Source organism: Stenotrophomonas sp. YJH_SMC_14-1, assembly GCF_059372275.1.
In genome coordinates, this window is the sequence record NZ_JCAFVK010000003.1 from 379,001 (window position 1) to 400,029 (window position 21,029).

A 21,029-nucleotide genomic window follows, 5' to 3' on the forward strand; every position below is an offset into this window, starting at 1 on the left:
CTGTTAAGGTCGGTGTTTTCACGCATCACACAGGTGGAACGATGAGCATGCACGCGCGCCGTACACGGCGCTGGACCGGCCTGGTCCTGTCGATGGGACTGCTGGCGGTCGCCCCGCTGGCCTGGGCCGCAGCGCCGCAGCCGGTGGCCACACAGGCCCAGGGCGTCAACGGCTACGAACTGCCGTCGGCCGCGCTGCAGGCGGTGGTGGACGCGCCGCGTGCACCCTCGTTGTACCTGTCGCCGCGACGCGACGTGGCCGCGATGATGCAGATGCCGTCGCTGCCTTCGATCCAGGTGGTGGCGCAGCCGGAACTGAAGCTGGCTGGCCTGCGCATCAACCCGCGCACGTTCTCCGACAGCCGCTTCAGCTTCGGCGAGAAGCTGTGGCTGATGAACGTGGCCGACGGCAAGGAGCGGCAGATCAGCGGCCTGCCGGCCAAGCTGTCGATCGCCAGTGTGATGTGGTCGCCGGACCAGAAGTGGCTTGCCTTCAACCAGGTCGACGCTGCCAGTGGCGCCAATGAACTGTGGCTGGTGGACGTGGCCGGCGGCAGCGCCCGCCGCCTGGTTGCCGGCCTGAACACGGTGATCGGCAGCGGCTACCAGTGGTTGCCGGACAGCCGCGGCCTGGTGGTGTTCACCCGCCCGGCCAACCTCGGTGCGGCCCCGGCTGCCGATGGCATTCCGACCGGCCCGGCCGTGCAGCAGACCAGCCAGGGCGGCGGCGTGGTGTCGATCCGTACCTACCAGGACCTGCTGAAGAACGAGGCCGACGCACGCCAGTTCGACTACTACGCCACTACCCAGCCAATGGAAGTCGGCCTGGATGGCAGCACCCGCGTGATCGGCGCGGCCGGCATCTTCATGGGCTTCTCGGTGTCGCCGGATGGCCGCTTCGTGCTGCGCCAGCCGGTGCAGCGCCCGTACTCCTACGTGGTGCCGGTGAGCAGTTTCCCGCGCCGCATTGAAGTGATCGACCGCGCCAGCGGCAAGCTGGTGCACACCGTCGCCGTTCGCCCGCTGGTGGAAGGGCTGCCGACCGGCAACGATGCCGAAGTGACCGGCGTGCGCGACATCAGCTGGCGCGGTGATGCCGACGCCACCCTGGTCTGGGCCGAAGCGCAGGACGGCGGCGACCCGAACAGGGAGGCCAGGGTGCGCGATGCGGTGCTGATGCAGGCCGCGCCGTTCGACAAACCGCCGGTCACCCTGGCCCAGCTTGGCAGCCGCCTGGCCGGCATCAGCTGGGGCCGCGGTGACCTGGCCCTGCTGACCGAATCGTGGTGGAAGACCCGCAGGACCAAGACCTGGCTGATCGCCCCGGACAACGCCGGTGCCGAGCCGCGCCTGCTGTGGGATCGTGATGCGCAGGACCGCTATGCCGATCCGGGCCGGCCGCTGCTGGCCAGTGACGAGCGGGGTCGTTCGCTGCTGCAGACCAGCCCCGATGGCAGCAGCCTGTACCTGGCCGGTGCCGGTGCTTCGCCGGAAGGCGACCGTCCGTTCGTGGACCGCTTCGACATCGCCACGGGCAAGGCAACGCGCCTGTTCCACTCGCAGGCGCCGAGCTATTCGCTGCCGGTGGCGTTGCTGGACGACCAGGCCAGCTCGCTGCTGCTGAGCCGCGAGAGCCCGGATGAGCCGGCCAACTTCTACGTGCAGTCGCTGGCCGATGCCGGTGCGGCACCGCGCGCGCTGACCCATTTCGCGCACCCGCTGCCGCAGTTGAAGGGCGTGCAGAAGGAGCAGATCCGCTACAAGCGCAAGGATGGGGTCGACCTGACCGCGACCCTGCTGCTGCCGCCGGGCTACGACCCCAAGCGGGACGGCCCACGGCCGCTGCTGATGTGGGCCTACCCGGGTGAGTTCAAGAGCGCGGCTGCGGCCAGCCAGGTGACCGATTCGCCGTACCGCTTCAACGCGGTCAGCTACTGGGGCCCGCAGGCGTTCCTGGCCAAGGGCTATGTGGTGCTGGCCAGCCCGTCGATGCCGATCATCGGTGAGGGCGACAAGGAGCCGAACGACACCTACATCGAACAGCTGGTGGCCAACGCGCAGGCAGCGGTGGATGAGGTGGTGCGCCGTGGCGTGACCGATCGCGATCACATCGCCATCGGCGGCCATTCCTACGGTGCGTTCATGACCGCCAACCTGCTGGCACACACCCGCCTGTTCAAGGCCGGCATCGCCCGCAGCGGCGCCTACAACCGCACGCTCACCCCGTTCGGCTTCCAGGCCGAGGAACGCAACTACTGGCAGGCACAGGAGGTCTACCAGAAAATGGCGCCTTTCAACTACGCCGACAGGATCAAGGATCCGATCCTCTTCATCCACGGCGTGGACGACAACAACTCCGGCACCTTCCCGATCCAGAGCGAGCGCATGTTCGCCGCGGTGAAGGGCCTGGGCGGCACCGCGCGGCTGGTGATGCTGCCCAACGAATCGCATGCCTACCGCGCACGCGAATCGATCATGACCATGCTGGCCGAGAGCGAGCGCTGGCTGGAGCAGACCATCGGCCCGGCCGAGCAGGGCAAGGCGAAGAAGAAGCGCTGACCGGGCCTGGTAGTGCCGGCCGCTGGCCGGCAACCTCATGGAGACATGCAACCTGAGGTTGCCGGCCAGCGGCCGGCACTACCAGATGAAACCAATTTTGCATCGCAGCACGACGCCCGATCTGGGATAGGCTTGGGGCCTGGATCCGTTGACCGAGGCCTGTGCGTCGCCGATGAACGAGTACCGCAGCAGCATCGAGTTTGCTTCTCCCGATCTTCCGCTTCGCGATGATGTGCGCCGGCTTGGCGCACTGGTCGGCGACCTGCTGGTCGAACAGGTGTCGGCCGCGTTTCTTGATGACGTCGAGGACGTGCGTACCCGCGCCATCGCCCGTCGCGAAAACCAGGCGCCGCTGTCGGAGCTGGCCGATGGCCTGGCCGGGCGCACGCCGCAGCAGGCCGAGACCATGGTGCGGGCCTTCAGCACCTACTTCCAGGTGGTCAACATCGCCGAGCGCGTGCATCGCATCCGCCGCCGCCGTGACTACCAGCGCGCCGGTACCGCGGGTGCGCAGCCGGATGGCCTGCAGGATGCACTGCAGCACTTGAGGGCGCAGGGCGTGGGCCTGGACGAACTGGCGCAGTGGCTGCCGCGCATCGACATCGAACCGGTGTTCACCGCGCATCCGACCGAAGCCGTGCGCCGCGCGCTGCTGGAGAAGGAGCAGCTGATGGTGGCCAGCCTGGTCGACAACCTCGACGGCCAGCGCACGCCGGGTGAGGCTGCCGCCGATGCCGCGCGCTTCCGCATGGCGCTCACCGCGTCGTGGCAGACCACCGATTCCTCACCGGTGCGGCCGACCGTCGATGACGAGCGCGAGCATGTGGGCTTCTATCTGGTGCAGGTGCTGTACCGGGTGATCCCGGTGCTGTACGAATCGCTGCAGCAGGCGCTGCGCGATACCTATGGCGAAGAATTGCCGCTGCCGCTGCCGCGGCTGCTGCGCTTTGGTACGTGGGTGGGCGGCGACATGGACGGTAATCCGAACGTGGATGCCCACACCATCCGCAATACGCTGGATGCGCAGCGGCAGGCGGTGCTCGGGCGCTACCAGAAGGAACTGCTGCAGCTGGCCAGCCTGCTCAGCCAGTCCACCGAGCGGGTAGGGGTGAGCGATCCGCTGCAGGCGCGCGTGGCGCAGTACCAGCAGCTGCTGCCGCAGGTGCAGTCGCGCCCGCGCCATGCCGACATGCCGTACCGCCTGCTCAATGACCGCATGCGCGCGCGCCTGCAGGCGACGCTGGACAATGGCGAGGGCGCCTACGCCGGCCCCGCCGAACTGATCGACGACCTGCAGCTGATCCTCGACAGCCTGCTTGCGAACCGTGGCGAGCACGCTGGTGGTTTTGCCGTGCAGCGTCTGCTGTGGCGGGTGAAGACCTTCGGCTTCCATCTGGCGCGGCTGGATGTGCGCCAGGAGTCGAGCGTGCATGCGCGCGCGCTGGCCGCCGTGCTGGGTGGCGAAGAGGCCTGGCAGGCGCTGGATGTGGCGGGCCGAGCGCGGCTGCTGAGCCCGCATGCCAGCGGTGAAACGGCATTGCCCAACGGCGACGACGAGGGCAACCAGCGGCTGGATGCGGTGTTCGCCGCGCTGGCCGATGCGCGTGCGCGGCATGGCAGCGATGCGCTGGGCAGCTACATCATCTCGATGGCGCACGACCGCAGCGACGTGCTGGCCGTGCTGGCGCTGGCGCGGCGTGGTGGCCTGGTCGATGCCGATGGCGGCGTGCCGCTGGACATCGCGCCGCTGTTTGAAACCGTGGACGATCTCAAGCGCGGCACCGCCACGCTGCGCGACCTGCTGGAGGATCCGGTGTACCGCGCGCACCTGCGTGCACGCGATGATGTTCAGATGGTGATGCTGGGCTACTCGGACAGCAGCAAGGACGGTGGCATCGCCGCCTCGCGCTGGGGCCTGCAGCGCGCGCAGGTGGAACTGCTGGAGGTGGCGGCCGAGGCGGGCATCCGGCTGACCTTCTTCCATGGCCGTGGCGGCTCGATCAGCCGTGGCGGTGGCAAGACCACGCACGCGGTGGATGCTTCACCACGCGGCAGCATCGATGGCCGCCTGCGAGTGACCGAGCAGGGCGAGGTGATCCATCGCAAGTACGGCATCCGCGCGCTGGCCCTGCGTTCGCTGGAACAGGCCACCGGTGCGGTGCTGCGCGCCAGCCTGCGCCCGCGTGCCGCCGAGCCGCGCGAGGATGAGTGGCGACCGGTGATGGATGCGGTGGCTGCGGCCAGCAGCGAGGTGTATCGCGGGTTCGTTGGCCAGGCCGGCTTCATGGATTACTTCCGTACCGCCACGCCGATCGATGTGATCGAACGGATGACCCTGGGCTCGCGTCCGTCGCGCCGGCTCGGCCAGGACGCAGCACTGGGCAACCTGCGTGCGATTCCCTGGGTGTTCGCCTGGAGCCAGGCGCGTGCCGTCATTCCCGGCTGGTACGGCGTAGGCAGCGGCCTGCAGGCGGCGGTGGATGCCGGCCACGAAAAGACCCTGCGCGAAATGGCGCGTGACTGGCCGTTCTTCCGCACCTTCCTGGATGACATCGCGATGGTGCTGTCCAAGGGCGATATCACCATCGCCGAGCAGTTCTCGCTGTTGTCGGGCGGCCTGCACGACCGCTTCTTCCCGCAGGTGCAGCGCGAACTGGAACTCACCCGGCACTGGCTGCTGGCATTGATGGACCAGCAGACGCTGCTGGACCACGATGCGCGACTGGCGCTGTCGATCCGCCTGCGCAATCCCTATGTCGATCCGATCAGCGTGCTGCAGGTGGACCTGCTGCAGCGCTGGCGGGCCAGCGGACGCGAGGATGACGATCTGCTGCGCGCGCTGGTGGCCTGCGTGAACGGTGTTTCGCAGGGCGTGCAGAACACCGGGTGAGGTGTCGCGGTAGTGCCGGCCGCTGGCCGGCAACCTCATGATGTCTGGCGGCACGCACGAGGTTGCCGGCCAGCGGCCGGCACTACCTCATTCCTCCGGCGACGGCGGGTTCGACGCCAGCAGTTCCAGATGGCGCTGTTCCATTTCCTGGCGCAGCTGGCGGCGGATCAGCGCGGCCGCCTGGCGGCGCTTTTCGTCCGAGGTGACCGGCTGCAAGGGTGGCACCGGCGTCGGCCGGCCTTCCTCATCCACCGCCACCATGGTGAAGAAGCAGCTGTTGGCGTGGCGCACGCTACGCTTGAGGATGTCCTCGGCCACCACCTTGATGCCGATCTCCATCGACGAGGTGCCCGTGTAGTTCACCGATGCCAGGAAGGTGACCAGCTCGCCCACCGCGATGGGCTGGCGGAACATCACCTGGTCCACCGACAGGGTGACTACGTAGCTGCCGGCGTAACGGCTGGCGCAGGCGTAGGCGACCTGGTCGAGCAGGCGCAGGATCGCACCACCGTGGACCTTGCCGGAGAAATTGGCCATTTCCGGCGACATCAGCACGGTCATGGACAGCTGGTGGGTTTTCAGTTCGGTCGACATGCGGCGGATTGTATCGGCAACCGCGCGATTGTTTCCGGAGGCCATGAAAAAGCCGGCCAGCGGCCGGCTCTACCAGAAAGCAGAAGGGCCGCTTGCGCGGCCCTTCTTCAAGGTCAGCCGACTAACAGTCGGCTCTACCGGTCGGCTCTACCCGCCGGCTTTACTTCAGCTTCGCATCGGCGCGCAGGGCGGCGGCGCGGTCGGTCTTCTCCCAGGAGAAGGCCGTGGCGTTGACGGTCTCGCCTTCGCCGTTGAGGTAGCTGAACTCCTTCGGCTTGCGGCCGAAGTGGCCGTAGGCCGCGGTCTGCTGGTACATCGGGTGGATCAGGTCCAGCATCTTGATGATGCCGTACGGGCGCAGGTCGAAGTGCTTGCGGATCAGCTTCTCGATCTTGTCGTCGCTGATCTTGCCGGTGCCGAAGGTGGTGACCGAGATCGAGGTCGGCTCAGCCACGCCGATGGCGTAGGAGACCTGCACTTCGCAACGGTCGGCCAGGCCGGCGGCAACTACGTTCTTGGCGACGTAGCGGGCCGCGTAGGCCGCCGAACGATCGACCTTGGACGGGTCCTTGCCGGAGAAGGCGCCACCACCGTGACGGGCCCAGCCGCCGTAGGTGTCGACGATGATCTTGCGGCCGGTCAGGCCGCAGTCGCCCACTGGGCCACCGATCTCGAACTTGCCGGTCGGGTTGATGTGGAACTTGGTGCCCTTGTGCAGCCACTTGGCCGGCAGCACCGGCTTGATGATCTCTTCGCGGACGGCCTCGATGAGGTCCTTCTGCTTGATGCCCGGGGCATGCTGGGTCGACAGCACCACGGCGTCGATGGCCGAGACCACGCCGTTTTCATAGCGCAGGGTGACCTGGCTCTTGGCGTCCGGACGCAGCCACGACAGCGGCGAGTTCTTCTTCTTGCGGATCTTGGCCTGCTGCTCGACCAGGCGGTGCGACAGGTGGATCGCGGCCGGCATGTAGCTGTCGGTCTCGTTGGTGGCATAGCCGAACATCAGGCCCTGGTCGCCCGCGCCCATTTCTTCCGGCTTCTTGCGGTCCACGCCCTGGGCAATGTGCGGCGACTGCTTGCCGATCAGGTTCAGCACGCCGCAGGTGGCGCCGTCGAAGCCGACGTCGGAGCTGTCATAGCCGATGTCCGTGATGACCTTGCGGGTCAGGGCTTCCAGGTCGATCCAGGCGCTGGTGGTGATTTCACCGGCCACGATGGCAACGCCGGTCTTGACCATGGTCTCGCAGGCCACGCGGGCGCGCTGGTCCTGGGTCAGGATCGCGTCCAGCACCGCATCGGAGATCTGGTCGGCAACCTTGTCCGGATGGCCTTCGGAGACCGACTCGGAGGTGAAGAGATAGCTGGACATCAGGCGTAATATCCCTTGATTCGGATGGAAAGATGGGCGCGCATGATACACGGGGTGCGCCGCCTGTGCATTGTGAACCTGTACCGGTTGCCGGTGGTTAAGCCCGCGTAGGCCCGGCAAGGGCCGTCCTGACGGGATTGGGCCCCGGCCTCGAGGCCCAGTGTTCCACCAGCGTGACAGCGGGCCGGGTGGCGAGGTGGGGCGGTTGCGGCCCCTCCGGCCGGGGGCGACCGTCATCGTTCTGCCCCGAAACCGCCATCTGGCTGCCGCCTGCCGGGCGCAGGCTGTCGGCCAATCCGGCCGCCGGGCATGAGTGGATCCGCCATGCAGGAACTTGAACAGCGTCTCCAGCAACGCTTTCCCGATTGGTTCCATGGCCGCCGTGGCCAACTGGCGCGGCCATTGCTTCGCAGCGTCGGGCGCTGGTCGCGGTTGGACCAGATCGAAGCGTTCCTGCAGCGCAGTGCAGGATTGCGCGGATTCGGCTTCGTCGCCGCCGGGCTGGAGTTCATCGATGGCCAGTACCAGGTGGATCCGGCCGCGTTGGCGAAGATCCCGGCCACCGGTCGCTTGCTGATCGTCGCCAACCACCCGTCCGGCGCACTGGACGCGCTGGCCCTGCTGGACGCGGTCGGCCGCATCCGCCGCGATGTGCGGATCGTGGCCAACGACCTGCTGGGGGCGATCGCGCCACTGCAGGACCTGCTGTTGCCGGTGCGCATCCTCGGTGGCAAGGCCCAGCGTGGCAGCCTGCACGCTGTGGAGGAGGCGCTGGCCGCCGAGCAGTGCGTGATCGTGTTCCCGGCCGGCGAGGTCTCGCGCCTCTCGCTGCGAGGCATCCGCGATGGTCGCTGGCAGCGCGGGTTCGTCCGCTTTGCCCGTGCCGCCGGGGCGCCGGTGCTGCCGGTACGGGTGGAAGCGCGCAATTCGGCGCTGTTCTACGGCGCCTCGACCCTGTTCAAGCCGGCCGGCACCGCGCTGCTGGCGCGCGAGATGTTCACCCGCCGCGGCCGCCCGCTGCGCCTGAGCATCGGTGAGCCGATGCAGCTGGGCAAGGGCGGTGACCCGGGCGCGCAGCTGCTGTCGGTACGCCGCGCGCTGTATGCGCTGGGCCGCAATGGCGCGGCCGGCAATGCCGCTGCCTTCGCAGGCCCCGAGCCGCTGGCGGCCCCGGTGCCACCCTCGCAGGTCGCCGCTGGGATTGCCGCAGCCACCCAGCTGGGCCAGACCGCCGACGGCAAGCAGATTCTGCTGGCCACTTGTACTGCCGATTCGCCGCTACTAATGGAGCTGGGCCGCCTGCGCGAACTGACCTTCCGCCAGGTGGGCGAGGGCACTGGGCGCAGCCGCGACCTGGACGATTACGACCCGCAGTACGAGCACATCGTGATCTGGGACGCGGCCGCGCAGCGCATCGCCGGCGCGTACCGGATCATGCGCGGCGCCCATGCGCTGGCCCGGCACGGACTGTCCGGGCTCTACAGCGCGTCGCTGTTCCGCTATTCCGACGATGCCATCACCCACATCGCCGAAGGCCTGGAACTGGGCCGCAGCTTCGTGGTGCCCGACTACTGGGGCAGCCGCAGCCTGGACTACCTGTGGCAGGGCATCGGTGCCTACCTGCAATGCAGGCCGGGCATCCGCTACCTGTTCGGCGCCGTGTCGATCAGCGCGGCGCTGCCACGCGATGCGCGCGAGCAGCTGGTGGCGTACTACCAGCGCTATTACAGCGGTACCGCTGGCCTGGCCGAATCGAACCGGCCGTTCCAGTACTTCGCCGCACCGCCGAGTTTCGGTGAGCTGGATGCAGGCGCCGCGTTCGACGTGCTCAAGGCCAACCTGGCCGCACTCGGCACCGGCGTGCCGACGCTGTATCGCCAGTACACCGATCTGTGCGAACCCGGTGGCGCGCGCTTCCTCGCCTTCGGTGTGGACCCGGACTTCAGCGATTCGATCGACGGCCTGATCGAAGTGGACCTGTGCGCGATCCGGCCGAACAAGCGCAAACGCTACCTGCGCGATGTGGGGACGCCGGCATGAGCGTGCTGGCGAACCTGTCGCCGCACCGGCGCGCAGTGTTCGTCTCCGACGTGCACCTGGGTTCACGTCATTGCCATGCCACCGAACTGGCACGTTTTCTCTCGCAGCTGCGCTGTGAGCGTCTGTACCTGGTCGGCGACATCATCGACCTGTGGTGGATGGCCCATCGCCGTGCCAACTGGCGGCAGTCGCACAGCGAGGTCATCCAGGCCCTGCACGCGCTGCGCCGTGCCGGCACCGAGATCATCTACATTCCCGGCAACCACGATGCCTCGCTGCGCCAGGTGTGCGGGCTGATGCTGCCAGCGATGCAGGTGCGCCGCCGCGCCATCCACGTGACCGCCGATGGCCGTCGCCTGCTGGTCGCGCACGGCGACGAGTACGACGGCGTGACCCACTTCGGTGGCCTGCAGGAGAGATTCGGCGACTGGCTGTACTACCGCATCCTGACCGGCAACCAGGCCTTGAATGCAGTGCGGCGCCGGCTGGGCATGCGCTACTGGTCGCTGTCGGAATTCCTGAAGAAGCGCAGTGGTGCCGCCGAACGCTACATCGAGCGTTTTGTGCAGGCCGGGCTGGATGACGTGCGCCGGCGCGGACTGGATGGCATCGTCTGTGGTCACATCCATCGCGCTGCGTTGATCGAACGCGATGGCCTGGTCTACGCCAACGACGGCGACTGGGTGGAGAGCCTGACCGCGCTGGCCGAAGACCACGATGGCGCGCTGCGCCTGCTCGATCACAACGGCCAGACCCTGGTGAAACTGCCGGGCGCGCGGTTGTCGCAGGCGGCGTAACCCGTTCCGTAGAGTCGACTGTCGCGTGTAGCGCGTGGTTTCCGCAGCCTGATGGGAGAGCAGTCGACCAGCAGTCGACTCTACAGACGCGGTGTCCGGGAGTGAGACGGCGCGCCCGCAAGCCGCTAGCATCGGCCCATGGATTCCCTGACCCAGATCGTGCTCGGCGGCGCCGTCGCTGCTGCCATCGCTCCGCCCGGCCATCGCCGCGCGGCCCTGCTGGCCGGTGCCGCGCTCGGCACCCTGCCGGACCTCGATGCCCTGTGGTTGGGCTTCACCGCCGCCGACCCGGTGGCGAACATGATCGAGCACCGCAGCTTCAGCCATTCGCTGCTGGTGCTGCCCTGGGTGGCGGCACTGATCTGGTGGTTGTTCAGGCGCTTCGGCAACGGCCGCGTCGCGCAGTCACCGGTGCGCTGGTTCTGGGCGATCCAGCTGGCGCTGGTCACCCATCCCGTGCTGGATGCGTTCACCGTCTACGGCACCCAGTTGTGGTGGCCGCTGCGCCCACACCCGACCATGGGTTCCAGTGTCTTCATCATCGATCTTGGCTACACGGTGTGGCTGCTGCTGGGTTGCGTGCTGGCCTGGTTTGGCCGCGCCCGCCCCTGGGCTGGCAAGGTGCTGGGCGTGGCGTTGCTGGTCAGCAGCGCCTACCTGGGCTGGGGCCTGATCGCAAAGGCCCAGGTCGACCGTGCTGCCCAGCAGAGCCTGGCGGCGATGGGTCTGGGCGATGCACCGCGCTTCTCGGTGCCGATGCCGTTCAACACCCTGCTGTGGCGGGTGGTGGCGATGACGCCCAACGGCTACGTGGTGGGTGATCGCTCGCTGGTGGCCGACCACGGGCCGATGCAGTTCGAAGGCCATGCGTCCAACGTGCAGGCCTTGCGCGAAGCGGGGGGCATTCCGGCAGTGCGGCGCCTGCAGTGGTTCAACCGTGGCTTCATGCGTGCGCAGGTCGTGGACGGCCGGCTGGTGCTGAGCGACCTGCGCATGGGGCTGGAGCCGGACTACACCTTCAATTTCGTCGTGGCCGAGCAGGCCGACGGGCAGTGGCGGGCAATCGTTCCCGAGCAGGTGCGCGTGGACTACAGCAGTCCCGCCGCGCGTGCCGACGCCGGTCGCCGCCTGGCGGCGATGTGGCAGCGGATCTGGCAGGAGCCGGCGGCGGCGCCGGGCGCGGCCGACCACACCGCCGTGCATTGATCAGTGGATCCACGCATGGCGTGGCTCTGCGGCCTCGATCGGCAGCAGAACACCGGATCAATACACCGTCGCGCGGCCCTGCACGAACGAGTAGAAGAACACCGCGTTCGGGTCGTTCTGCACCAGGCGGAACTCGCGGCGCATGCCTTCCACGGTTTCCTCGTCCACCGAGCCGGCCTGCAGCAGCTGGTCGGCGGCCGACAGCAGCAGCTGTTCCCAGAACGCGATCATCGTCTTGCGACGCGCCGGCTCGCGGTTGTCCAGGTGGATGGTCTTGATCTCGGTGTGCACGTCGCGGAAGCCGCCGGCCAGCAGCAGGTTGCCCAGTTTGGCGCCGACGAACGGGTCGCCCCCGTGGTCGTACTGGAAATCGTTGAAGGCCATCCAGTAGCGCCAGATGTGCGGCGAGTACGGATCGAGCAGGAACGAGGCATTCATCACTTCGGTGATGTACACCGGCGAACCCGGTGCCAGCACCCGGCGCACTTCGCTCAGCACACGTGCGGGTGACGGCACGTGCTCCAGCACCCAGCACAGGAACGCCGCGTCGAAGCTGCGTGCCTCGAACGGCAGCTCACCGGCATCGGCCTGCTGCAGGGTGTAGCGGTCGCTGCACCACGGCGTGCGCGCCAGGTTCTCGCGCGCGGTGGCCAGCTGCGTTTCGCTCAGGTCCACGCCGGTCACGTGCAGCTCGGGGAAGCGGCGCAGCAGGATCTCGGTCTGTGCGCCCACGCCGCTGCCGACTTCCAGCAGGCGCCGCGCGCCGCTGTAGTCGATCTGGCCGAAGATGCTCGATTCCAGCAGCCGGGCCTGGGTCATCAGGCGCTGCTGCTCGGTGCCGGAAAACCCGTGCAGATAGGTCGGGGAGGAAATCGGCGGGGTCATGGTGGGCTCTTGTAGCGTCGAGCTGGCTCGACTGTTCGCAAACGCGGGGCTGGCGGCTCAGGCCGCCGAAGGCAGCGCCGGTTCCCCGGCGATCAGGCGGTCGAAGTATTCGGTGGTCAATGCGATCTGGCTGGCCGGATCCTCGGCACGGTTGACCACCGCGCGGAAAGCGGCATTCTCCGGCCGGTCCTTGGCATACCAGCCCAGGTGCTTGCGCGCGATGCGCACGCCCTGCGGCTCGCCATAGAACGCATGCAGCGCGTGCAGGTGGCCAAGCAGGATGTCGCGCACTTCCGCCAACGACGGCGGTGGCAGTTCGTCGCCGGTGGCCAGGTAGTGCGCCACCTCGCGGAAGATCCACGGCCGGCCCTGTGCGGAGCGGCCGATCATCACCGCGTCCACGCCGGTTTCCTTCAGCACGTAGGCCGCCTTCTGCGGCGAATCGATATCGCCGTTGGCGATCACCGGAATGCGCAGTGCGGCCTTGATCTCGCCGATGGTGGCGTACTCGGCCTGGCCGGTGTAGTGCTGGTCGCGGGTGCGGCCGTGCACGGCCAGTGCAGCGATACCGCTGTCCTCGGCGATGCGCGCGATCAGCGGGCCATTGCGGTGGTCACAGTCCCAACCGGTGCGGATCTTCAGCGTGACCGGCACGTCCACCGCGTTGACCACGGCTTCGAGGATGCGCGCCACCAACTGCTCGTCGCGCATCAGCGCCGAGCCGGCCCAGGCGTTGCACACCTTCTTGGCCGGGCAGCCCATGTTGATGTCGATGATCTGCGCGCCGTGGTCGACGTTGTAGCGCGCGGCCTCGGCCAGCTGCTGCGGCTCGGTGCCGGCGATCTGCACGCTGATCGGGGCCGGTTCGCCGTCATGGTCCATGCGGTGGATCGACTTGCGCGTGTTCCAGAAGCGCGGATCACTGATGGTCATTTCCGAGGCGGCCAGACCCGCGCCCAGCCGTTTGCACAGCAGGCGGAAGGGCTTGTCGGTGACGCCGGCCATGGGCGCCAGCACGACGTTGGGGGCAATGGTGTACGGGCCGATCTGCATGCGCTCATTGTAGGGCGCGCGCGGCGGTACGGCCGCGTCGGGCGCGGTCCGGTTCAGGCCGATCGGCACCGACCTCATGCCGTACCGGCATCAGCAGATGCTTGACGGTTGCTTCCGCCGCCCCCACGGGCGGGCGATGGTGGGCGGCTACCCCAGGCTCTGCCAGGCCTGGCCGGTACCCAGCGCGAAGGCCAGCCCCAGGCTGAGGCAGACCACTGAACTGACCACCCAGAAGCGCCGGCCGTTGTAGCCGGGCCGGAGCAGGGCCAGCCCGAAGCCCATCGCCGCGCGCAGCAGCAACAGCAGGGCGATGCCCGACAGGACCAGACGGCTGGCCGGCAGCGGCGAATGCCAGCCCGCGGCTGCCAGTGCGTACAGCGTCCAGGCCACCAGCACGGCAGTGATGCCGGCGGTCATCAGCGGCGGCCACCAATGCCCGGCCTGTGCCAGCCGGACCATGCGCTGGCCAGCACCGAAGTACCTGTACCACGCGGCGCCGAAGGCAATGCAGCCGATATGCAGCAGCGCCGCAGCGGCACTGCCTGCGGCCGCGACCAGCAACCAGGGGAATCCGTCCATGTCCTGCCCGTGCAAGGAAGCTGCGCGGATCGTGAGCGAGGGGCAGGATGTGGGCAATGCGACAGGCGGTCGCAGGGGCTGGGCAATGGGCGAAATAAAGGCCCAGGTGCCTGTGCACCCGGGCCTTGTCATCCACGCGTGGCGTGGAATTACTTGGCTTCGGCGTCGGCCGGGGTGAAGCGCGGCATCGCCGCTGCAGCGCCTTCCTTCTCGGTCGAGCGACCGGCGAACTGGTTGGCAAAGCGCACGTGGCGGGCGAACGGTGCATCGGCCACCTGTGCCAGCGACGCAGCCAGCGCACCGTTGAAGGCATCACCGGCACCGGTGGTGTCGATGGCCTGCACCTGTTCGGCACCGACGCGGTAGTACGGCTGGGTATCGCCGCGCAGGTTCTCGTCGGCGTGAGAGACGAACACGCCCACCGAACCCAGGGTCACCACCACCGTGCCGTTGCCGACCAGCTTGCGGCACAGCGCATGCAGGCTGGCGCCATCCAGCGCCGCGACGTCGTTGGCATCCACGCGCTCGCCGACATGGCGGCCGAGCAGGGCGGCGAACTCGGTCTCGTTCGGGGTGATCACATCGGCCAGCTTGAGCAGGCCGATGGTCGAGGGCGCATCGGCCGGCGCGGTGTTGAGCACGGTGGTGACACCGGCCTCGCGGGCCGTGGCCAGCGCCGCTTCGATGGTCTGCACCGGCGATTCCAGCTGCACCAGCACCACCTTGGCACCGGCCAGCAGGGCCTGCTGCTGTTGCAGGAAATCGGTGCCCAGCGCGGCATTGGCGCCGGGGCCGATCACGATCGTGTTGCGGCCACGGGCATCGACGTAGATGCCGGCGGTGCCGGTCGGCTCGCTGCTGGCCTCGGCGATCAGCGCGAAGCCATCATGCGCAGCCAGTTCGCGCGCAGTGGCGCCACCGGCGTCATCGCCCAACGCACACACGAAGTGGGTGTCCGCACCAGCGCGGCAGGCCGCCACGGCCTGGTTGAAGCCCTTGCCACCGGGGCCGGTGCTGTAGCGGCCGGCAATGGTCGCACCCGGTGCCGGCAGCGTTTCGCACCGCCACACGTGATCGACATTGAAGGAACCGACGACAACGACACTGCTGCTCATAGGAAATCTTTTCTCAACCAGGGGTTCAACTGAAGTGCGTCAGCACGCCGGCGATGGTCGCCGTCATGAAGGTGGCAATGGTACCGCCCAGCACCGCGCGCAGGCCGAACTTGGCCAGGTCGTGGCGGCGCTCCGGCGCCAGGCCACCGATACCGCCGATCTGGATCGCGATCGAGCTGAAGTTGGCGAAGCCGCACAGCGCGTAAGTGGCAATCAGGCGGCCTTCGGCGGACAGGCTCACGCCCGGGATCTGGCCGTTCACGATCTGCGACAGTTCGGTGTAGGCGACGAACTCGTTGATCACGACCTTCTGGCCGATCAGCGAGCCGACGGTGGTGGCGTCGGCCCACGGCGTGCCGATCACCCAGGCGATCGGGGCCAGCAGATAGCCGAAGATGGTCGACAGGTTGGTCGGCTTGCCGATGGCAGCGGCCAGGCCGGTCACTTCGCCCACCCAGGTCAGCGGCGCGTTCAGCAGCGCGATAAGGGCGATGAAGGCCAGCAGCATCGCGCCGATGTTCAGTGCCAGCTTCAGGCCGTCACCGGCGCCGGCAGCGGCGGCATCGATGATGTTGCTGGAGGTCTTTTCGACTTCCATCTTCACCGTGCCGCGGGTCAGCGGGGTGCCGGTTTCCGGAATCAGCAGCTTGGCCACGACCAGGGTGGCCGGGGCCGCCATGATGCTGGCCGCCAGCAGGTGCTTGGCGTAGAAAGCCTGCTGCGCCGGATCGCCGCCGCCCAGCATGCCCACGTAGGCCGCCAGCACGCCGCCGGCGATATGCGCCATGCCGCCGATCATCATGGTCAGCAGTTCGGACTGGGTCATCCTGGCGATGTACGGGCGAACGGTCAGCGGCGCCTCGGTCTGGCCGATGAAGACGCTGGCGCAGACGCTGGTGGTTTCCGCGCCGGACACGCGCATCACCTTGGTGATCGACCAGGCCATCACGCGCACGATCGCCTGCATGACGTTGAGGTGGTACATCACCCCCATCAGCGCCGAGAAGAAGATGATGGTCGGCAGCACCTGGAAGGCGAAGATGAAGCCGTAGTTCTTGGTGTCCATCAACGAGCCGAAGATGAAGCCCGAGCCCTCGTTGACGAAGCTGAGGATCTTGACGAAGCCCTTGCCCAGGGCATCGAACACGTCGCGCCCGCCCGGCACCAGGATCACCAGCGCCGCAAAGGCGATCTGCAGGGTGATACCGGTGGCAACCAGCTTCCAGTCAACTGCACGCTTGTTGTTGGAAAACAACCAGGTGATGCCGATCAGCACCGCCAACCCGAACAGGCCGAAGCCGATCCTGCCCAAACCTTCGACCATGTGAGTGACTCCCCTGGGGCGTCGCGAAAAACGGGAAGCCTAGTGCAGGGCAGGGGCCGGGGCAAGAAAAAGCAGCGTGCGCGCACCTAACGGTACCGATCGGGCCAGCAACGGCAAGGGCTTGCGGCCGGTGGCGGCAGGTAGAATGTAGTTCGATCCCGGCCCGGATGCGGGCCCGCAGCAGGAGATTTGCATGCAATACCGTCGCTTGGGCTCCACCGGCCTGCCGATTTCCGCCCTGTCCTTCGGCGCCTGGGTGACCTTCGGTGACCAGATCCCGCGCGACGAGGCCCGCAACCTGGTGGCGGCCGCCTGGGATCATGGCGTCAACTTCTTCGACAATGCCGAGGGCTATGCCAACGGCCGCGCCGAACAGGTGATGGGCGATGTGATCGCCGACCTGCGCCTGCCGCGCGACGGTTTCTGCGTCTCCAGCAAGGTGTTCTTCGGCAGCGCCAAGGACCCACGGCCGACCCAGCGCGGCCTGTCGCGCAAGCATGTGACCGATGCCTGCCATGCCGCGCTCAAGCGCCTGCGGGTGGATTACCTGGACCTCTATTACTGCCACCGCCCGGATCCGGACGCACCGGTCGCCGAGACCGTGCATGCCATGGACACCCTGGTGCGGCAGGGCAAGATCCTCTACTGGGGGACCTCGGAGTGGTCGGCCGAGCAGATCCAGCAGGCGCTGGACATCGCGCAGGCGCGCAACCTGCAGGGCCCGTCGATGGAGCAGCCGCAGTACAACCTGCTGCACCGCGAGCGGGTCGAGGTCGAGTACGCGCCGCTGTATGCCGGCGCCGGACTGGGCACCACCATCTTCTCGCCGCTGGCCTCGGGCCTGCTCACCGGCAAGTACGACCAGGGCATCCCGGCCGATGCACGGCTGGGGCGCGAAGGCATGGAGTGGTTGCAGGACCTGGTGCTGGGGGCCGACGCCGGGGCCCGCCTGGGTCAGGTGCGCCGTTTCAGCGAAGTCGCGCGCGCGCTGGGCCAGGCCCCGGCCACGCTGGCGATTGCCTGGTGCCTGCGCAACCCGAATGTCTCCAGCGTGATCCTCGGCGCCAGCCGGGTCAGCCAGCTGCTGCAGAACCTGCAGGCACTGGACGTGCTGGAGCAGGTCGACGCCGCCGGCTGGGCCCAGGTCGAAGCCGTCTTCGCCTGACAGCCCTTTGCGGAGTCGAGCCATGCTCGACTCCGCGCGCAGCGCGGGCGTTTCCTGGCGACGGCGCCAAGAGCAGTCGAGCGTGGCTCGACTCTACAAAGGGGTCGCACTCAATCTTTTGATTGATGGTGTTTATCGAATTTCCGAATTCGATCATTAATCTCATCAATGAAATTGAGAATGGTTGTTGATTGTCAACTGAGAATCATTATCATTTAACTCGTCCCTCGCACGAGTCCAGATGCTCATGAATGCTCAACCTGTACTGCTGCGCCCCGAAACACTGACCCTCCGCGATCGACCGGTCCGCGTCGTTCCGCCGGAAGAGGTCATCGACAGCGAAGCCCTGCTCAAGGGCCGTCGTGAAATCCTGATCCAGCACGGCGACCGCTTCTATCGCCTGCGGCACACCAGCAACGACAAGCTGATCCTGACCAAGTAATCGCGTTCTGGTCGCCCGCCTCCCTCCCTCCTGCCGGCAGCGCCGACAGGGTGGGCGACCCGTCCGCTCCCGCTCTCTCCCCCTCGGTCTACCGCGTGCACCTTCCGGGTGTGCCGGTAACCGGGGGTTCCCCTGCCTGACCGAACGAACCCGATGACCCGCCATACCGCCCTTTGCCTTGCTGTCTGGATGGCGCTGCCGCTGTCCGCCCACGCTGCTGCCACTGCTGCCCCCGATGCGCGCGAATTCGATCGGGTGCAGGTCACCGCCACCCGCACCGAGCGGGCGGTGAGCGACGTGGCGGCCACCGTGGATGTCATCGACCGTGAGCAGATGGACCGGCACCTGGTGCAGGACATCAAGGATCTGGTGCGCTACGAGCCGGGCCTGTCGGTCACCCGCAGCGCGACCCGCTTCGGCCTGGATGGTTTCCGCATCCGTGGCCTGGACGGCAACCGCGTGCGCATCCAGACCGACGGCATCGTCATGCCGACCCGGTTCGACATTGGTTCGTTCGCCAGTTCCAACCGCAACTTCACCGACCTCGATACGCTCAAGCGCGTCGAGATCGTGCGTGGACCGGCCAGCTCGCTGTACGGCTCCGACGCACTCGGTGGCGTGGTCGCGTTCGTGACCAAAGACCCGGCCGACTTTCTCAAGGACGGCAAGAACAGCTACTTCGGCCTGAAGTTCGGCTACGACGGTGAGTGGAAGGGCCTGCTCGGCGCTACCACCGCCGCCTTCGGTGGCGACCACTGGAGCGGCCTGGTCAACGTCAACCATCACCAGGGCCAGGAAACGGACAACAAGGGCACGGTGCGCAGCGACAACGACACCCGCACCGCGTCCAATCCGCAGGATCGCGACGGCCGCAGCCTGCTCAGCAAACTGGTCTATGCACCCGGCGAGGACCAGCGCTTCCGCTTGACCGTGGAAGGCAACGAAGACACCACCGATACCAATGTGCTGTCGGCGATCGCCAGCGTTGCACCGCGCCCCGGCGCGATGGCTGCGGCCACTGGCATGAAGTCCCACGACACCCAGAAGCGCAACCGCGTGTCCTTCGCCCACGAGATGGATGCGCTGGACCAGCCGTTCGCCGACAGCCTGCATTGGCAGGTGTACGCGCAGAACAGCGAAACCCGGCAGCAGACCGACGAGACCCGCACCGACGGCACCCGCCGCCACCGCGTGTTCTCCTTCGACCAGCATGCCTATGGCCTGCAGGCGCAGTTCAACAAGGCGTTCACCACCGGCAGCGTCGAGCACGCATTGACCTACGGTTTCGAAGGCACCCGTACCGAGATCCGCCAGAAGCGCGACGGCTATCAGGTCAGCAAGGCTGGCGTGGTCAGCAACACGGTGCTGCCGGACACCTTCCCGGTGCGTGACTTCCCGATCAGCAAGACCACCGAGCTGGGCCTGTATGCACAGGATGAGATGCGCTTTGCCGATGGCCGGCTGTCGCTGGTGCCGGGCGTGCGCGTGGACCGCTACGAGCTGAAGCCGGAAGTGGACAGCATCTTCGCCGAAGACAACCCGACCACGGCCGTGGCGCAGCTGAAGAAGACCAGCGTGTCGCCGAAGCTGGGCATGGTCTGGCGCTTCACCGACGAATGGTCGCTGTTCGCCGGTTATGCGCGTGGCTTCCGTTCGCCGCCGTACAACGACGTCAACATCGGCCTGACCAACGTCGCCTTCCGCTATACCGCCATCGCCAACCCGGATCTGAAGCCGGAAACCAGCGACGGTTACGAACTGGGCCTGCGCTTCATCGCGCCGGCGGCGTACGTCAGCGTCAGCGGCTACTACAACGACTACAAGGATTTCATCCAGTCCAACGTCGATACCGGTCGCAACGCACAGGGTTTGACCGTGTTCCAGTCGCAGAACATCGCCGACGCGCGCATCTATGGCGCGGAAATGAAGGCCGGCATCGAGTTCGGCGAACTCAGCCCGGCACTGAAGGGCTGGGCGCTGCGCAGTGCGTTGGCATGGTCGCGTGGTGACAACCGGACCGATGACGAACCGCTGGCCTCGGTCGATCCGCTGCGTGGCACGCTGGGCCTGATGTACGACACCGATACCTGGGGCGTCGAACTGGCCGGTACCTTCGTGCAGCGCAAGAAGCGCCTGCCGCCGCCTGCGGCGCAGACCAATCCGAACGCACCGGCGCCGTTCGTCTACCAGCCGGCCGGCTACGGCGTGCTGGACCTGATGGCGCACTGGAACTTCGCGCCGGGTGCCACCTTCAATGTCGGCGTGTTCAACCTGGCCGACAAGCGCTACATCGAATGGTCGTCGATCACCCCGAGCCTGATCACCGATCGCGCACTGAGCGATCGTTTCAGCAGCCCGGGCCGCACCTTCTCCGCCAGCCTTGCCGTTTCCTGGTGATCTCATGAGCCGAGCCTTGTCCGCACGCAGGAATGACTCCATCGCCGCGCCGAACAGCGCGGCCTGGCCGACCCCGGCACAGCTGGCCACGCTCGGCACCGTGTTGTGCCTGTACCACGCCGACGGCAACGAGCTGGGCGGCTGGCGCCAGGCCGTACGCGTACACGCCTGCCAGGGCGTGGACAGCGAGGGCCTGCGCGAGAGCCTGTGCTTCCTTGATGGCCGCGGCCGCTGCGTGTGGCGCCTGTACCTGCTGCCCGACAGCGATTTCCTGGCCTGGGACCGTCTGGTCGCGCCGCTGCCGCCGGGACCGGAACACGACGTCGAGGCGAGCGTTGGCGAACGCTTGTGGCGGCGTCTGGCCGGCCATCTCGGCGGCCAGCGCTGGCGCCTGTGCGCGCTGCGCCTGCATGCCGCCGACGACGGACGCACGCTGGCCGCCAGTCTGTCGACCCTGTCCTCGCTGGGCGCGGCCACCGCGCGCCGCATCGCACGCCTGGAAGGTGCTGAAGGCGAGCTGGCGATCGACGACTGCTGCTGTGCCGACGCCGCCCGGCGTCCGGCGCCCCAGATTCCCGGCGACCTGCCGCTGATCCGCCTGTGACCCTCTCC

Annotated in this window: 16 protein-coding genes; 9 read left to right on the top strand and 7 right to left on the bottom strand. The window is 67.6% G+C overall.

Annotation, left to right across the window (positions count from 1 at the left end; all coding sequences use genetic code 11):
* Nucleotides 1–41 precede the first annotated feature (41 nt).
* Both AC5P9P_RS11115 and ppc read left to right on the top strand, forming a co-directional pair.
* Entirely contained in the window at nt 42–2,558 is a 2,517-nt protein-coding gene (locus tag AC5P9P_RS11115; RefSeq protein WP_021203441.1) for a S9 family peptidase, read from the top strand.
* A gap of 172 nt (nt 2,559–2,730) precedes the next feature.
* On the top strand, nt 2,731–5,448 hold the full coding sequence (gene ppc, locus AC5P9P_RS11120; RefSeq protein ID WP_478419171.1) for a phosphoenolpyruvate carboxylase: 2,718 nt from the start codon (nt 2,731–2,733) through the stop codon (nt 5,446–5,448).
* An 87-nt stretch (nt 5,449–5,535) separates the two neighbouring features.
* On the opposite strand, the gene AC5P9P_RS11125 is transcribed toward ppc, so the two are convergent.
* Both AC5P9P_RS11125 and metK read right to left on the bottom strand, forming a co-directional pair.
* Nucleotides 5,536–6,042 (bottom strand): acyl-CoA thioesterase, encoded by a 507-nt coding sequence (locus AC5P9P_RS11125; protein WP_005412266.1) that lies wholly within the window; start codon nt 6,040–6,042, stop codon nt 5,536–5,538.
* Nucleotides 6,043–6,202: 160 nt separating this feature from the next.
* Entirely contained in the window at nt 6,203–7,414 is a 1,212-nt protein-coding gene (gene metK / locus AC5P9P_RS11130; protein ID WP_005408103.1) for a methionine adenosyltransferase, read from the bottom strand.
* Between the two features lie 324 nt (nt 7,415–7,738).
* Here metK and olsF point away from each other — a divergent pair, with 324 nt between their 5' ends.
* The 3 genes from olsF to AC5P9P_RS11145 all read left to right on the top strand — a co-directional run bounded on the left by olsF (nt 7,739) and on the right by AC5P9P_RS11145 (nt 11,457).
* Nucleotides 7,739–9,454: a bifunctional ornithine lipid synthase OlsF gene (gene olsF, locus AC5P9P_RS11135; protein WP_495232777.1), complete on the top strand. Its 1,716-nt coding sequence runs from the start codon at nt 7,739–7,741 to the stop codon at nt 9,452–9,454.
* On the top strand, nt 9,451–10,251 hold the full coding sequence (locus AC5P9P_RS11140) for a UDP-2,3-diacylglucosamine diphosphatase (protein WP_033834453.1): 801 nt from the start codon (nt 9,451–9,453) through the stop codon (nt 10,249–10,251). The genes olsF and AC5P9P_RS11140 overlap by 4 nt, the downstream gene beginning before the upstream one ends.
* Before the next feature lie 138 nt (nt 10,252–10,389).
* Nucleotides 10,390–11,457, top strand: coding sequence for a metal-dependent hydrolase (locus AC5P9P_RS11145; protein ID WP_049433184.1), 1,068 nt, complete (start codon nt 10,390–10,392; stop codon nt 11,455–11,457).
* Nucleotides 11,458–11,514: 57 nt separating this feature from the next.
* Here AC5P9P_RS11145 and AC5P9P_RS11150 read toward each other — a convergent pair whose 3' ends face one another.
* The 5 genes from AC5P9P_RS11150 to AC5P9P_RS11170 all read right to left on the bottom strand — a co-directional run bounded on the left by AC5P9P_RS11150 (nt 11,515) and on the right by AC5P9P_RS11170 (nt 16,413).
* The gene (locus tag AC5P9P_RS11150; protein ID WP_005408109.1) at nt 11,515–12,342 is read right to left on the bottom strand and encodes a class I SAM-dependent methyltransferase; all 828 of its coding nucleotides are present in this window, start codon (nt 12,340–12,342) and stop codon (nt 11,515–11,517) included.
* Between the two features lie 57 nt (nt 12,343–12,399).
* Nucleotides 12,400–13,395, bottom strand: a complete 996-nt coding sequence (dusB, locus tag AC5P9P_RS11155; protein ID WP_049402413.1) for a tRNA dihydrouridine synthase DusB — start codon at nt 13,393–13,395, stop codon at nt 12,400–12,402.
* Nucleotides 13,396–13,542: 147 nt separating this feature from the next.
* Nucleotides 13,543–13,974, bottom strand: coding sequence for a hypothetical protein (locus AC5P9P_RS11160; protein ID WP_049402351.1), 432 nt, complete (start codon nt 13,972–13,974; stop codon nt 13,543–13,545).
* A 149-nt stretch (nt 13,975–14,123) separates the two neighbouring features.
* Nucleotides 14,124–15,089 (bottom strand): ribokinase, encoded by a 966-nt coding sequence (locus AC5P9P_RS11165; protein WP_019661097.1) that lies wholly within the window; start codon nt 15,087–15,089, stop codon nt 14,124–14,126.
* 25 nt (nt 15,090–15,114) lie between these two features.
* A complete protein-coding gene (locus AC5P9P_RS11170; RefSeq protein WP_019661098.1) occupies nt 15,115–16,413 on the bottom strand; it encodes a NupC/NupG family nucleoside CNT transporter in 1,299 nt (432 codons plus the stop codon).
* A gap of 193 nt (nt 16,414–16,606) precedes the next feature.
* On the opposite strand from AC5P9P_RS11170, the gene AC5P9P_RS11175 reads away from it, so the two are divergent.
* The 4 genes from AC5P9P_RS11175 to AC5P9P_RS11190 all read left to right on the top strand — a co-directional run bounded on the left by AC5P9P_RS11175 (nt 16,607) and on the right by AC5P9P_RS11190 (nt 21,021).
* A complete protein-coding gene (locus AC5P9P_RS11175) occupies nt 16,607–17,578 on the top strand; it encodes an aldo/keto reductase (RefSeq protein ID WP_495232778.1) in 972 nt (323 codons plus the stop codon).
* A gap of 247 nt (nt 17,579–17,825) precedes the next feature.
* Nucleotides 17,826–18,020, top strand: coding sequence for a hemin uptake protein HemP (gene hemP, locus AC5P9P_RS11180; protein ID WP_005412278.1), 195 nt, complete (start codon nt 17,826–17,828; stop codon nt 18,018–18,020).
* A 153-nt stretch (nt 18,021–18,173) separates the two neighbouring features.
* A complete protein-coding gene (locus AC5P9P_RS11185; RefSeq protein ID WP_425529102.1) occupies nt 18,174–20,417 on the top strand; it encodes a TonB-dependent hemoglobin/transferrin/lactoferrin family receptor in 2,244 nt (747 codons plus the stop codon).
* 4 nt (nt 20,418–20,421) lie between these two features.
* On the top strand, nt 20,422–21,021 hold the full coding sequence (locus AC5P9P_RS11190) for a ChuX/HutX family heme-like substrate-binding protein (protein ID WP_049397450.1): 600 nt from the start codon (nt 20,422–20,424) through the stop codon (nt 21,019–21,021).
* The last annotated feature ends 8 nt before the right edge of the window (nt 21,022–21,029 follow it).

Bases quoted from the DNA above. Each gene is read 5' to 3' on its own strand.
- AC5P9P_RS11160 (WP_049402351.1), bottom strand. From the start codon at position 13,974: ATGGACGGATTCCCCTGGTTGCTGGTCGCGGCCGCAGGCAGTGCCGCT.
- AC5P9P_RS11145 (WP_049433184.1), top strand. From the start codon at position 10,390: ATGGATTCCCTGACCCAGATCGTGCTCGGCGGCGCCGTCGCTGCTGCC.
- AC5P9P_RS11115 (WP_021203441.1), top strand. From the start codon at position 42: ATGAGCATGCACGCGCGCCGTACACGGCGCTGGACCGGCCTGGTCCTG.
- hemP (WP_005412278.1), top strand. From the start codon at position 17,826: ATGAATGCTCAACCTGTACTGCTGCGCCCCGAAACACTGACCCTCCGC.
- dusB (WP_049402413.1), bottom strand. From the start codon at position 13,395: ATGCAGATCGGCCCGTACACCATTGCCCCCAACGTCGTGCTGGCGCCC.
- ppc (WP_478419171.1), top strand. From the start codon at position 2,731: ATGAACGAGTACCGCAGCAGCATCGAGTTTGCTTCTCCCGATCTTCCG.
- olsF (WP_495232777.1), top strand. From the start codon at position 7,739: ATGCAGGAACTTGAACAGCGTCTCCAGCAACGCTTTCCCGATTGGTTC.
- AC5P9P_RS11175 (WP_495232778.1), top strand. From the start codon at position 16,607: ATGCAATACCGTCGCTTGGGCTCCACCGGCCTGCCGATTTCCGCCCTG.
- AC5P9P_RS11185 (WP_425529102.1), top strand. From the start codon at position 18,174: ATGACCCGCCATACCGCCCTTTGCCTTGCTGTCTGGATGGCGCTGCCG.
- AC5P9P_RS11170 (WP_019661098.1), bottom strand. From the start codon at position 16,413: ATGGTCGAAGGTTTGGGCAGGATCGGCTTCGGCCTGTTCGGGTTGGCG.
- AC5P9P_RS11125 (WP_005412266.1), bottom strand. From the start codon at position 6,042: ATGTCGACCGAACTGAAAACCCACCAGCTGTCCATGACCGTGCTGATG.
- AC5P9P_RS11140 (WP_033834453.1), top strand. From the start codon at position 9,451: ATGAGCGTGCTGGCGAACCTGTCGCCGCACCGGCGCGCAGTGTTCGTC.
- metK (WP_005408103.1), bottom strand. From the start codon at position 7,414: ATGTCCAGCTATCTCTTCACCTCCGAGTCGGTCTCCGAAGGCCATCCG.
- AC5P9P_RS11165 (WP_019661097.1), bottom strand. From the start codon at position 15,089: ATGAGCAGCAGTGTCGTTGTCGTCGGTTCCTTCAATGTCGATCACGTG.
- AC5P9P_RS11150 (WP_005408109.1), bottom strand. From the start codon at position 12,342: ATGACCCCGCCGATTTCCTCCCCGACCTATCTGCACGGGTTTTCCGGC.
- AC5P9P_RS11190 (WP_049397450.1), top strand. From the start codon at position 20,422: ATGAGCCGAGCCTTGTCCGCACGCAGGAATGACTCCATCGCCGCGCCG.